This is a genomic window from Massilia sp. Masssp93 (genome assembly GCF_059491295.1).
The window spans coordinates 2,410,807-2,424,469 of the sequence record NZ_CP168502.1; the positions used below are offsets into that span (position 1 = coordinate 2,410,807).

Annotated in this window: 9 protein-coding genes; 5 read left to right on the forward strand and 4 right to left on the reverse strand. The window is 68.2% G+C overall.

The window, feature by feature from the left end; genetic code table 11:
- Nucleotides 1-65 precede the first annotated feature (65 nt).
- Nucleotides 66-1,592: a sigma 54-interacting transcriptional regulator gene (locus ACEN9Q_RS10015; RefSeq protein WP_495628276.1), complete on the forward strand. Its 1,527-nt coding sequence runs from the start codon at nt 66-68 to the stop codon at nt 1,590-1,592.
- Here the strand turns inward: ACEN9Q_RS10015 and ACEN9Q_RS10020 are convergent, their stop codons facing one another.
- From ACEN9Q_RS10020 to ACEN9Q_RS10035, 4 genes are all read right to left on the reverse strand, one after another.
- Nucleotides 1,593-1,967, reverse strand: a complete 375-nt coding sequence (locus ACEN9Q_RS10020; RefSeq protein WP_322400182.1) for a hypothetical protein — start codon at nt 1,965-1,967, stop codon at nt 1,593-1,595.
- A gap of 44 nt (nt 1,968-2,011) precedes the next feature.
- Nucleotides 2,012-4,264, reverse strand: a complete 2,253-nt coding sequence (locus ACEN9Q_RS10025) for a protein kinase domain-containing protein (protein ID WP_495628277.1) — start codon at nt 4,262-4,264, stop codon at nt 2,012-2,014.
- Nucleotides 4,265-4,328: 64 nt separating this feature from the next.
- Entirely contained in the window at nt 4,329-6,191 is a 1,863-nt protein-coding gene (locus ACEN9Q_RS10030; RefSeq protein ID WP_495628278.1) for an AI-2E family transporter, read from the reverse strand.
- An 88-nt stretch (nt 6,192-6,279) separates the two neighbouring features.
- Nucleotides 6,280-6,906 carry a LysE family translocator gene (locus ACEN9Q_RS10035; protein ID WP_495628279.1) on the reverse strand — a complete coding sequence of 209 codons (627 nt, stop codon included), beginning with the start codon at nt 6,904-6,906 and terminating at the stop codon, nt 6,280-6,282.
- Between the two features lie 121 nt (nt 6,907-7,027).
- Here ACEN9Q_RS10035 and ACEN9Q_RS10040 point away from each other — a divergent pair, with 121 nt between their 5' ends.
- The 4 genes from ACEN9Q_RS10040 to ACEN9Q_RS10055 all read left to right on the forward strand — a co-directional run bounded on the left by ACEN9Q_RS10040 (nt 7,028) and on the right by ACEN9Q_RS10055 (nt 13,627).
- On the forward strand, nt 7,028-7,873 hold the full coding sequence (locus ACEN9Q_RS10040) for a metallophosphoesterase (RefSeq protein WP_495628280.1): 846 nt from the start codon (nt 7,028-7,030) through the stop codon (nt 7,871-7,873).
- A 250-nt stretch (nt 7,874-8,123) separates the two neighbouring features.
- The gene (gene bcaP, locus ACEN9Q_RS10045; RefSeq protein ID WP_495628281.1) at nt 8,124-9,530 is read left to right on the forward strand and encodes a branched-chain amino acid transporter BcaP; all 1,407 of its coding nucleotides are present in this window, start codon (nt 8,124-8,126) and stop codon (nt 9,528-9,530) included.
- Between the two features lie 190 nt (nt 9,531-9,720).
- Nucleotides 9,721-11,178, forward strand: a complete 1,458-nt coding sequence (locus ACEN9Q_RS10050) for an iron-containing redox enzyme family protein (RefSeq protein ID WP_495628282.1) — start codon at nt 9,721-9,723, stop codon at nt 11,176-11,178.
- A 28-nt stretch (nt 11,179-11,206) separates the two neighbouring features.
- Entirely contained in the window at nt 11,207-13,627 is a 2,421-nt protein-coding gene (locus tag ACEN9Q_RS10055) for a cyanophycin synthetase family protein (RefSeq protein WP_495628283.1), read from the forward strand.
- Nucleotides 13,628-13,663 lie beyond the last annotated feature (36 nt).

The following is a 13,663-nucleotide window of genomic DNA, read 5'->3' on the forward strand; positions in this document are numbered from 1 at the left end:
GGTGTTTCTGAGTGTAAAATTGCCATGTGTTTTTACATGTAAAAGTGCATCCTGACGTGCCGCGCATGAGCGATTCCACCGAATACACCCAGACATTGCAGTTGTCCGCCCAGGGCATCCCGGCGCGGCCGCTGCTCGCGCTGACGATCCTCTGGCACCCGGACGCGGCGCGCATCGGCGAGCAGTTCGTCGGCGATCCGGCCGCGCTGGACGTGAACCGCTACGGGCCGCTGTTCTATCGGCCGGGCCAGGCCGGCCTGCCGCTCGGCCACGGCACGATCTCGCGCGATCCGGTGCGGATCGTGCGCGACGGCGAGGGCGTCACGCTGCACCTGCCCGCCACCCGCATGCCGGTCGAACTGAACGGACGGGCCACGACGGGCCAGGTGCGGTTCGACGCGTCCGAGGTCGCGCGCGGCCAGGTCTTGATGCTGGGCCGCGCCGTCGTGCTGTGCCTGCACTGGATGCATTGCCTGCCCAAGCACAATCCCGTGCCCGGCCTCGTCGGCGTGGGGGCGGCGGCCATCGGGCTGCGCGACCAGATCCGCATGGTGGCGCCGACCGACATCCCCGTGCTGCTGCTGGGCGAGACGGGCACCGGCAAGGAAATCGCGGCGCGCGCCATCCACGCGCTCGGCCAGCGCGCCCAGACGCGGCTGGTGGCCGTGAACATGGCGGCATTGAATGAATCGCTGGCGGCCGCCGAACTGTTCGGCGCGGCGCGCGGCGCATACACGGGCGCGCAGGAGCGCCGCGGCCTGTTCGCCGAGGCCGACGGCGCCACGCTGTTCCTCGACGAGATCGGCAACGCACCGCCCAGCGTCCAGCCGATGCTGCTGCGCGTGCTGGAAGGCGGCGATTATCGCCCGCTGGGCGCGAGCCACGACCGCAAGACGAGCGCGCGCCTGATCGCGGCGACCGACCAGGACCTGGACACGGCCGTGTTCAACCAGGCCCTGCTGCGCCGCCTGGAGGGATTCGCGATCCAGCTGCCGCCGCTGCGCGAACGGCGCGAAGACATCGGCGTGCTGATCGTGCACCTGTTGCAGGCGCATGGCGCCCAGCCGGCGCTGCCGGTGGAACTGGTGGTGGAGATCGCGTGCTACGACTGGCCGGGCAACATCCGCCAGCTGGGACACACGCTGCGGCGCGCGGCGCTGCTGGTGCAGCACGGTGGCGCGCCGCAGCTCGAACAACTGGTGCGCCTGACGCCGGCGCCGTCCGGCAGCGCGGCGCGCGTGATGCCGGCCGTGGAGGCCGCGCCGGCGCCGGCGCCGGCGCCCGCCGCGGTTGCGGCCGAACCGCCGCGCCGCAAGCCATCCGAGCTGACCGACGCCGACGTGCTCGAGGCGATGGCCGGCAACGACTGGAACATCCAGGCGGCGGCGCGCGCCCTCGGCATCTCGCGGCCGACGATGTACAAGCTGCTCGACGCCCACGCGGAGATCCGCTGGGCCGAACGGATTCCGGCCGATGAGATCGAGCGGACACTGGCAGCGTGCGACGGCGACGTGGCGCGCTGCGCGGTGGTGCTCAAGACGCCGACGGAGTCGTTGCGGCGGGAGGTGAGGCGGCTGCGCGAGAGTGTTTGATCAGCAGTGTGACCCGACTTCCATCTCCGGGTCCGGCAGGTAATAGAACGCTGTCGTACCGTCGCCGGCGTGTGCCGAAAAGGACACAGTGAATCCCCACACGCCCATCTGTTGGCTCACCACCAGCGTCGAATGCGATTTGAGATTGATGCGGTTTCCTTCGACGAATGGTGACGAGCCGCAGCCGCTCTGCATCTGGCCGCTAATCAACACGCATTCCGCGATGTCGCCTGGACCGTCGAACTGGAACGCAACCTTGTCCCCCGGTTGGGCCGTGAAAGTGTCTCCATCTTGCAGTTGACGCCCGTCCAGGCTCCAAGTGGCGAGGGTCTCGCCCTGAACATAGCTGATGGTAAGTTGATGGGTTTGCGGCATGATGTTCCTTTCGGTGATCGAACGGTTGGATGGGATGGCGCGGGTTAATTGGTGTGGTAGGCCGGGTCGCGTCGCAGCGCGACGAGGTCTGGCTCCGCTTCCACATATTTGAGCGGATAACCTAGGGTTAAGGCTTTTGAGATCGCGGCGAGCGCGAGTGTGCGCTGCCCCAGGAGTTCGTAGGTGAGGCCGGCGCGGAACTGGACATCGGCGCTGTCGGGTGCAAGCTTGACCGCTCGCCCGGCCAGCGCTCGTGCGTCCATTTTGTCTCCAGCCCGCGCCGTGTATAGAGCCATGCGCGATACCAGGACGACATCGTTCGGGGCGCGTTCGAGGCGAGGGGCGAGCAGCCGCCGCGCCTTGTCGTAGGCTTGCCGCGCCTCCTGTGCGCGGCCAGGAATCCAGAGCAGCGTGTCGCCAAGGTTTGCCCACTTGAAATAGGAGCCCGGATCGCCGTGGACAGGCGAGACCGCGTTCTGAAACGCATCGGCCGCGCCGACGTAATCGCTGCGCAGGAAGAGAATATTGCCTAGGTTCGTGTAAAGGCGGGAGTTTGGACGCAACTGGAGTCCGCGCTGAAGCATTCGTGAGGCGTCGTCAGCGCGATTCAGGCGCATCAGGACGGCGGCCAGGTTTGCGTAGGCGATCACCGCGTCGGGTTCCAGTGCGATGCTGCGTCGGAAAGCTTGTTCGGCGGCCTCATAATGGCCTTGTTCATACTCGACGCTTCCGAGCTCATCAATAAAAACACGCTCCCGAGGGAAGCGGTGGATCGCCCCGGCCAATGTGGCACGAGCGTCTTGAAAGCGACGCGCGTGCCGTAGTGTTTCCGCCTTGACATACCAGGCGAAGTGATTCGCCGGGTCGAGCCGGAGCGCGCTGTCGCAGGCCGCAATGGCGTCGTCGAACCGTCCTTGTCCCGCGCGCACCGCGGCAGTCGCCACGTGAGCCAGTGCGAGCTGATCGTCCAGTTTGGCGGCTTGCTGCGCGCTCGCATCCGCTTTCTGAATCCAGGTTTCGTCCTGACTGTCGCCAGCAAAGCGCAGGCTGTCCACCAGCGAAATCCCGGCCACTGCCGCTGCATTTTGCGGCGTCCGCGCGAGGATACGTTCAAAATGGCGCTGCGCGGTGTCAAGTGCGCCGGGCCGGTCGAAGAACCTGAGCGAGGCAAGGCCCTGGTCCATCTCGACGGCTTCGGAATAGGGTGTGATCGCCTTATGCATCGAGGTCTCGAGCGCAGCCAGATGCGGCTCACCCCGCCACCACGCGATCCCGCCGATCGCGACGGTCAGCAACGCACCGGCAGCGAACTTCGCCACACGTGGCAGCAGGTGTCGGCGCGGTGCAGGTGTCGGCGGATGTGTGTTCTGGGACGCTTCGCCGCCCGTCAGCTCCGCCAGTCGCCGAACGACCTCGTCCATGTTCGCGATCCGCTGCTCCGCCTGCCGCGCCGTCATCGCGCGTATCAGCGCAATCAACGGCGTGCCGAGACTGTCCGGATAATCCCACCCGTCGGACGACGTCTGGACGAGCGCGGCCGCGAGCGCCAGCCCGTGCAAGGTCGCGAAAGGCCGCTTGCCGCACACGAGTTCGTACAGGATGACGCCAAGCGCATACACGTCCGCGCGTGGATCGGGCGTCGCGCCCTGCAGGCGCTCGGGCGCCATGTAGGCGATCGTGCCCTGGGGGTCTGTCTGGCCGGTGGATGCGGTCGAGCCCAGCGACACGGTTTCCGTCGCCAGCGCGTCGTGGCGCAGCGCGAGGCCGAAATCGAGGATGCGTACGCGGCCGTCGTCCTCGACCATGAGGTTGGACGGCTTGATGTCGCCGTGCACGAGCCCGGATGCGTGCGCGGCGCGCATCGCTTCCGCGACCTGGCCGACGTAGTCCAGTGCGGTCGACAGCGGCACCGTGCCGTCCTGCAGGATCTGTTTCAGCGTGCGGCCGTGCACCAGTTCCATGACGATGAACTGGCCGGTCGCGTCGTCTTCGACGGCGTGGACGTTGACGAACGCCGGATGCCGCAGCGATGCGGCGAGACGCGCCTCATGCACGAGGTCGGTGCCGACGGAGCCGCCGTGGCGGATCGTCTTGATCGCGACGCTGCGGTGCAGCCGGGTGTCCCAGGCTTCGTAGACCTCGCCGAATCCTCCCTCGCCGAGACGGGCGCGGAATTCATAATGCCCCGGTTGCCCGGGCCGGCGCTTCGGTTCGGATGTTCCGTCTGTTTGAGGAAGAATGCTTGCCGCCATGACCGGAAATATGTGATGTACGGCAACATTATAGCGATAAAGCAACTCCGCGGAAGGGATATCGTGACCCGTCCGATAATATTTGTTGTGTTTTGGTCGACGGCCGGAATTAACCCCGCGCCGCCCGCTCCGGCGCCACGAACGCCAGCGCCTCCTCGAACGAGCGCAACACGATATCGACGTGCTCCTCGACGGTCGGTTGCGGCACCGGCGACTGGTCGAACGGCAGCTTGACGGTGGCCAGCAGTGCATCCGGCAGGTGGGTGCGCAGTTCCGCCGCCGCGTTCAGCCAGTCGCCCAGCCGTTCTTCGACCGGGTAGGGCAGGATCACGGTGGAGATCAGCTCCGCCTTTTCCGGTCCCGGGCGGTCCGCCGAGCCCAGCAGGGTGCTGCGGGCGTCGATGTCCGCTTCGCGCAGGGCGGAAACGAGCAGCTCGCTCATCAGTTCGTCGCGTTCCACCGCAAGGGCGGCGCACAGCACCACCGAGTGGGCCGGCACGTCGAGCGAGCCCTGCCACCGGCCTTGCCGGGTCTCGCGCATCTGGCGCAGGTAGGCGCCCAGGTTGGCGTCGAGCAGCGAGACGTCGCGCCGGCGCCGCGTGCGCGCGGGCGTGCGGCCTTCCGGGTTCAGGGTCGCGGCCACGCGGCCCATCGCGGCGCGCATGGTTTCCATCTGGCCCGCGTCGATGCGGCCGGCGCGCATGTCGGCACCGGCCAAAGCGAGGCCGGGCAGCAGCACCTTGTCGCAATAGCGCGCGAAGCTGGCGCGGCGCAGGTAGGCGTGGGCGTCGCGCACGATGGTGTCGCTGTCGGCCGTCAGCAGGCGCTGGTACAGGCGCTGGGCGCCGGAGACGTTCGGCGCGTCGCCCAGCAGGATCGTCACCGGCTCCAGGCCGCGCACGTGGCGTCCGGCCACGACGAAGCACAGGGTCAGCGGCGTCGACAGCAGCAGGCCGACGGGGCCCCACATCGCGCCCCAGAACACGGCCGAGATGATCACCGCGAGCGGCGACAGGCCCGAGCTGTGGCCGTAGACTTTCGGCTCGACGACGTTGGCCACGAACAGTTCGAGCGCGACGAACAGGGCGATGCACGACAGCGCCAGTTGCCAGCCGGGGTCGATGGCCGCGACGAAGACGGCGATGACGGCGCCCGCCGCCATCACGCCCAGGTAGGGCACGAAGCGCAGCATGCCGGACAGTGCGCCCCACAGGCCCGCGTGCGGCACGCCGGCCAGCCACAGCAGCACGCCGATCAGCGTGCCGAAGGTCAGGTTCACGGTGAACTGCGACAGGAAGAAGCGCGACACGCCCTGCGCCGCGTCGCCCAGCGTGCGGATCGTGCGGTTGATTTCGGTCTGGCCGGCGAGCCGGATCAGGCGGTCGCGCAGCGAGTCGTGTTCGAGCGAGATGAAGACGAGCAGCACGAGCACGAGGCCCGCCTCGCCCAGCGGGCCCCAGGCCATCGCGAACAGCCGGGCGAGCGAGTCGCGCGTGGTCAGGCGCGGCTGGCGGATTTCGACGGGCAGCGGCTGCGTCGGGCTGACCGTCACCGTGTTGATGCCGCGCCGGCCGCTGACGGCGCCGTGTTCCTGTGGCTGCACGGCGCTGATCTCGGCCTCGATGCGGGCGAACGGCCGCTCCGTCAGCTCGCGCACGGCCGCGACCTTGGTGCGGATCGCGGCACGGTATTTCGGCAGGTCGCCCGTGACGGCCACGAGCTGGAAGGCGAGCACGATGCCCAGGCCGACGACGCACGTGCCGATCATCAGCACGGACAGCATCGTCGCCGGCACCTGGCCCAGGCCGATGCGGCGCAGGGTGCGGATCAGCGGCGCGATGACGAGGCTCAGGATCACCGCCAGCGCGAGCGGTTCGAGGACGTCGCGCCCGAAATAGAGCAGGCCGAGTACGCAGCAGGCGGTGACGATCGCGCTGGAGGTCAGGTGCTTGAACAGAGTGGAATCGCGCATTCGCGGCGGGCAAAGGCCCCAATGTAGCAAAAAAACGTGGCCGCAACCAAGTTTCGTAATGGAAATATTTTTCGGGTCGGGTAAACCGTCAGCGCGCGACGATCAGGCGCAGGCCCAGCGCGATGAAGATGGTGCCGGCGGCGCGGTCGAGCCACTGCCCGGCCCTGGGCCGGCGCGCCAGCCATTGGCCGATGGCGCCGGAGAAGAAGCCGAGCAGGCCGAACAATACGACGGCCTGCAGGGTGAACGTGAGGCCCAGCAGCGCCGTCTGCAGGTTGGCGTCGCCGCGCTGGGCGACGATGAACTGCGGCAGGAACGACAGGAAGAACAGGGCGACCTTGGGATTGATCGCATTCGCGAAGAGGCCCTTGAAAAACAGCGTGCGCGGCGGGGCGGCGGATGCCTGGTCCGCATCGATGCGGGCGCCGCCGCGGCTGCGGAGCGCGTGCCAGCCCATCCAGGCGAGGTACAGGCCGCCGCACACCTTGAGCGTCGTGAACGCCAGCGGCGACGCGGCGATGAGGGCGGACACGCCGATCACGGCCAGCAGCGTGTGGCTGAGGCAGCCGAGCGCGCACCCGAGCCCGAACGCGATGCCCCGCGCCCGGCCCTTCGACACGCCCACGCTCAAGACCATCATGTTGTCCGGCCCCGGCGTCAGCGTGAGCAGGATGGCGGTGGCGAGGAAGGCGAAGAATTGGTCGGGTGTCAGCATGGGCGGTTCCTGTTTAATGAGCAATGTTACCGTGGCTAGCTCAATTGCACCAGTGCGCGGAGAGATGGCGACAAAGAGGAGGGCGTTCGTGTACAGTGCGATTTTTACAAGCTTCTTCCGCATGCCCAGGCACAAGCACCAGCGTCCCATCCGCAACGCGACCGAACGCATCCTGAACGCCGTCCTGATGAATGGCTGGCTGGCCGGACTGAGCTACCGGCTCGGCGGCCAGGGACGCGTAGGCGTGACGTACCAGGACGTCGAGCTGGGGGCGGAACGACGGCTGGTGCAGCCGCTGCGCATCGGCTTCGCCTCCGATTTCCACGCCGGCCCGACGACGCATCCGGCGCTGTTCGACGACCTGCTGGCGGCGATCCGCGCGGAGCGTCCGGACGTGCTGCTGCTGGGCGGCGACTACGTGTCGTTCGACGCCGATAACGTGGACAGCCTGCGCGCCTTCCTGGAGGGCGTGCGGGCGCCGCTGGGCGTGTACGGCGTGGTGGGGAACCACGATATCTGGAACGGCCGCGGCGTCGTCGAGGATGCCCTGCGCGCGGCCGGCGTGGAGGTGCTCGTCAACCGCAACGCGGCGTTGCCGGCGCCGTTCGGCCACGTCAGCATATGCGGCATCGACGATCCGTGGACGGGCGATCCCTCCGCCGGCGCCACGTTCGACGGCGCGGGCGCCGTCCGGATCTACCTGATGCATTCGCCGGACGGCTTGTTCCGCCTGGAGCGCCAGCGCTTCGACGTCGGTTTCGCCGGCCATACCCACGGCGGCCAGATCGCGCTCCAGGACGGTGCGCCGCTGTTCCGCCCCAGCGGCCCGTGCTCGCGCGAATACACCTATGGCCGCTACGACCTGCCCGACAACGGACCGCTGATCGTCAGCCGCGGCGTCGGCTGTTCCGGCATTCCACTGCGGCTGAACGCCGATCCGGAACTCCTGGTCTGTACGCTGCGCTAGCTTTTTCGCGCGTGCCCGTTCGCCGGGGCCGTAAATATTGAGTATTTCCTTTGATTCTCGATAACAGAATGGAGATAATGGCACGCCGCTAAGTTCCTGACCGGCACTGTTTTTGCATGTCAGGCTGCTTGACGGTCCGAGCCCGAGGAGGAGACCCCCTTCGGCGTATGTATGTGCAGGCCAACCGCCTGCCCGCCGCGCGCACAATAATCAGGGACCGGGATCTATCTACTATCGATTGGAGAAAGCAGTGAGTCTTTTCAGAACCAAGAATCTCGACAACATGGTCGCAGCTTCCCGTACCCCGGGCGGGCTGAAGAAAGTGCTGGGGCCAACCGACCTCATCCTCATGGGCATCGGGGCGATCGTCGGCACCGGTATCTTCGTGCTGACCGGTACCGGCGCCTTGACGGCCGGACCGGCGCTGACCGTGTCGTTCATCGTCGCCGCCATCGCCTGCGGCTTCGCGGCCATGTGCTACGCGGAATTCGCGTCCACCGTACCGGTCGCCGGTTCGATCTATACCTACAGCTATGCCGTGCTGGGCGAACTCGTCGCCTGGATGATCGGCTGGGACTTGCTGCTCGAATACGGGCTGGCGACGTCGGCGGTGTCCGTCGGCTGGTCCGGCTATTTCCAGTCGCTGCTGTCCGGATTCGGCATCGCCATCCCGCAGGCGCTCAGCGCCGCGCCGGGCGCGCTGCCGGGCGTGCACACCATCATGAACCTGCCCGCGCTGTGCATCATGCTCGTGCTGACCGCGATGCTGTCGTGGGGTGTGCGGGAATCGGCCCGCGTCAACAACGTCATGGTCGTCATCAAGATCACCGTCGTGCTGCTGTTCATCTTCGTGGGCGTCAAGCACGTCACGCCGGCCAACTGGCACCCGTTCGCGCCGTTCGGCGGCAAGGGCATCATGGGCGCCGCCGCCGTCGTGTTCTTCGCATTCATCGGTTTCGATGCCGTCACGTCGGCCGCCGAGGAAGTCAAGCGCCCGGAACGCGACCTGCCGATCGGCATCATCGGTTCGCTGACCATCTGTACCATCCTGTACGTGATCGTGTCCGCGATCATGACCGGCATCGTTCCGTTCCGGCTGTTCGAGGGCCATATCGACCACCCCGTCTCGCTGGCGCTGCAGTATGCGGGCGAAAACTGGTTCTCCGGCTGGGTCGACCTGGGCGCGATCCTGGGCATGACCACCGTGATCCTCGTGATGGCGTATGGCCAGACCCGCATCATCTTCGCGATGTCGCGCGACGGCCTGCTGCCGGCCAGGCTGTCGACCGTGCACCCGAAATTCGGCACGCCGTTCTTCGCCACCTGGGTCGTGGGCATCCTGTTCGGCTTGATCGCCGCCTTCGTGCCGCTGAACGTGCTGGCCGAACTGGTCAACATCGGCACCCTGGCCGCGTTCTGCCTCGTCTCGGTCGCCGTGATCGTGCTGCGCAAGAAGCGCCCGGACCTCAAGCGCGCATTCCGCTGCCCGGGCGTGCCGATCGTGCCGGGCATCGCCGTCGTGTTCTGCCTGGCGCTGATGTCGTTCCTGTCCGCGATCACCTGGATGGCCTTCGGCATCTGGCTCGTGCTGGGCCTGATCGTCTATTTCGGCTATGCCCGTGCCCGTTCCGTGCTGAACGGCGCGACCCAGTCGTAAAAAGCATCGGGGCGGCGCGAGCCGCCTTCGTCTCCCGGGCGGCGCTGCGGCGCCGCCCGTCGTTTCCAGCCCCATCCGAACGATACAATTCTTGTAATCTCTGTCCGACATTCCGGAGGGAAGCGTACCGATTACGCCAATAACGCCGGGTCCGCATAATCGTGGTTGAACATTGACCACAAGATTTATTATGACCTCCACGTACGCCGTCGACAGCCAGCAACGCGCCGCCGCGCGCGATGCCCGTCCCGCCCAGGTGCCGGCCGCCAGGACCCTGTATTTTTCCCTGCTGGACGATCCGGCCGGATGCCGCGCCGCGGCGCACGCGTTCCTGCACGCGCAGATCGGGCTGGCGCGGGCCGAACCGTGCGAATTGCCGGACGCCGTCTGGCAGCTGCAGGGCTGGATCCAGGGCCGCGCCGAGTCCGTCGGCATCGCCTACCGCGAATATCTCGCCGCACGCAAGAACGGTGCGCCGCGCCGTTACTTCACGAACAAGGCGCATGCGCTGTACTTCCTCAAGGGCGTCGCGCCGACCAAGCTCGTCGACGGCGCCTGGCTGTACGGCCTGCTGCCGCGCTGGGACGATCCCGACTTCCACCCGCTGATCAAGACCTACCTCGAAGAGCTGGGCGACGGCGTCCCGGACAAGAACCACGTCACGTTGTACCGCCGCCTGCTCGCGGCGCACGGCTGCGAACACTGGGACGCGCTGGCCGAGGACCACTTCGTGCAGGGCGCGATCCAGCTGGCGCTGGCCCATCATGCGGACGATTTCCTGCCGGAGGTCGTAGGCTACAACCTCGGCTACGAGCAACTGCCGCTGCATCTGTTGATCACGGCGTACGAGTTGAACGAACTCGGGATCGATCCGTATTACTTCACCCTGCACGTCACGGTGGACAACGCCGGCAGCGGCCACGCGCACAAGGCCGTGCAGGCGCTGCGCAACCTGATGGCGCAGTCGTCCGACCCGGCCGCGTTCTTCGGGCGCGTACTGGACGGCTACCGCCTGAACGACCTGGGCGCCTGCACGACGTCCGTCATCGGCGGGTTCGACCTGGAAGCGGAACTGGTCGAGATCTTCTCCGCGAAAGCGGCCATCGGCAAGAACATGCACTCGGATTACTGCCGGGTGGGCGGCCGCTCCGTCAACGACTGGCTGGCGGACCCGAAACAGATCCCCGCGTTCCTGACGGCGCTGGAAGACGCCGGCTGGATCCAGCGCGGCGAAGACGTCGAGCACAGCCGTTTCTGGCGCCTGATCCAGGGCGAGCGCGCCGAGATGTTCGGCGTATTTTCCAGCTACGAGCAGCAGGTGCTGCACGACTGGATCGCCACGCCACGGGCCGCGTCGGCCACGGCCCGCACCACCCGCGTGCTGAGCCACCGCGCCCGCCAGCGCACGCTCGACAGCCTCACGCAGCACGCGCAGCGCGGCGGTTATCCGGAGCGGGGCCTGATCCGGCGCCGCGCCGCGGACACCAGCGGCGACACCGAACTGCACCAGCTGGAACGGCGCGTGGCCGATGCCGCGGGCAAGCCGGAGGCGATGGCCATGCTGGCGCGCCTGATGTCGCCATCGGTGCATCATACCGCGGTGGGCCTGATGGCCACGCGGATGTATTCGCAATTGCTGGACGCCTGAGCACGACCGGGCGACACGAGGATATCCTGTGCAAATACTCGAACAACGCTTCCTGCGCGGACCCAACATCCACGCCGCCACCCCGTGCCTGTTGTCCGTGCTGGACCTGGACGACCTGTACGGCGTCTCCACACGCGACCTCCCGCGCTTCAACGACGCGCTGCTCGACCTGCTGCCGTCGCTGGCCGACTACCTCGTGCCGACGGGGCAGCCGGGCGGCTTCGCGCAGCGCCTGCGCGAAGGGACGTATCTCGCCCGCGTGATCGAACACGTGACACTGGGCCTGCAATGCCTGGCCGGCGCGCCGGTCGCATTCGGGCGCACGCGGCCCGTGACCGGCGAGCCGGGCCAGTTCCGCATCGTCTGCGCCTACCAGCTGGAAAAGGTCGCGCAGCCGGCGTTCGCGCTGGCCGTGGACATCGTCGACGCGCTCGCGCACGACGAACCGTTCGACCTGGCGCCGCGCCTGGACGAGCTGCGCGCGCTGACGGAACACTATGCCGTCGGTACGAGCACGGCCGCCGTGCTGGCCGCCGCGCAGGACCGGGGCATTCCGGTCACGCGCATCACGGAGGACGCCAACCTGTTCCAGCTGGGCTGGGGCGTGAAGCAGAAACGCATCCAGGCCACGGTCACGGGCGACACCGGGACCATCGCCGTGCGCATCGCCGGCGACAGGCAGCTGGCCAGGCGCCTGCTGGCCGAGGCGGGCGTGCCCGTGCCGGAGGGCGAAGCCGTCGCCACGGTCGAAGACGCGCTGCGCGTGGCGCGCGAGCTGGGCGCGCCGGTGACGGTCAAGCCGCTCGACGCCACCGGGGGCGAAGGCGTCACGGTTGCATGCGGCACGGACGACGAGATCGAGCGGGCCTACGTGCATGCGCGCACATTCGGCCGCCACGTCATCGTCGAACGCTGCATCGACGGCGCGGCGTACCGCATCCTGGTCGCGGCCGGCAAGGTCGCGGCGGCGTCGCTGCGGCCCGCGCACGCCGGCGGCACGGCCGACGACGTGGCGGCGCTGCTGCCCGAATCCACGCGCCGCCTGTGCGTGCGCGCGGCCGCGAAGATCGGGCTGGACGTGGCGGGCATCGACATCGTCTGCCGCGACATCGCCGTGCCGCTGGCCGACCAGGGCGGCGCCGTGGTCGGCCTGCACGCGGCGCCCGGCCTGGACCTGCACCGGGAGCCCGGCGGCGCGGTGCACGACGCGGCCGACGCCATCGTCACGGGGCTGATGGGCGATTCGGACGGCCGGATTCCGATCATCGCCTGCACGGGCACGAACGGCAAGACGACGACCACGCTGCTGATCGCGCACACGGCGCGCCTGGCGGGCCGCGTCACCGGCGTGGCGACGACGCACGGCGTCACCATCGGCGGCAAGGAAGTCACGAAGGGCGATTGCACGGGCTACTGGTCGGCGCGGACCGTGCTCTCGTCGCCGGACGTCGAGTTCGCGGTGCTGGAGACGGCGCGCGGCGGCATCCTCAAGCGCGGCCTGGCGTTCGACCGCTGTGACGTCGGCATGGTGCTGAACGTGGCGCCGGACCATCTGGGGCTGGACGGCGTCGACACCGTCGAAGACCTCGCGCAGGTGAAGGCCGTCGTGGCGCTGGCGGCGCGCCGCGCCGTCGTGCTGAATGCCGAGGACCCGCTGTGCGTGGCGATGGCGCGCCGCGTGCACCCGGACGTGGAGGTCGTGTATTTCTCGATGGAGGCCGACAGTCCGGTGCTGCTGCACCACCTGGAGGAGGGCGGCTGTGCGGTCTACCTGCAGGACAATTCGATCGTCGTGGCCGACGCCACCTACCATCAGGAGTTGCTGCGGGTGGAGACGATGCCCATCGCGTTCGGCGGCCGCGCGCGCTACAACATCGCGAACGGCCTCGCGGCGGCGGCCGGGCTGATGGCGGCGGGGTTCAACAGTCTGCAGATCGCCACGGGCCTGTCGACGTTCGTCAGCGACGGCAAGACGAACCCGCTGCGCACGAACGTGTTCGACGTGCGCGGCGTGACGGTCATCGTCGACTATGCCCACAACCCGGCGGCCTACACGGCCCTGGCCGAGATGGCGCGCGCGCTGCTGCCCGGCCAGCTGGTGGGCATCGTGACGGCGCCGGGCGACCGCCGCGACGCCGACCTGTTCGAGGTGGGCCGCGTGTGCGCCGCCCGCTTCGACGAACTGGTCGTGTACGAATCGGCCAGCCGCGGCCGCGACTACGGCGCCGCCGTCGACCTGATCCTGCAGGGCGCCGAGGACGTCGTCGGCAAGACCGACACCCTGCACCGCGAACTGGACGTGGGAGAAGCGATCCGCCTCGGCCTGTCGCTGTGCCGGCGCGGGGACGTGCTCGTGTTCGCGTGCGGGTCGTCGCTCGACGTGTTCGTGGAGGCGATCCGCCAGGCGGACCCGGAGAGCGCGGCAAGGATCGCGGCGCAGGTCGGGTAGGGCGGACGGCGCGCCGTCCACCCGTTCACATCACGT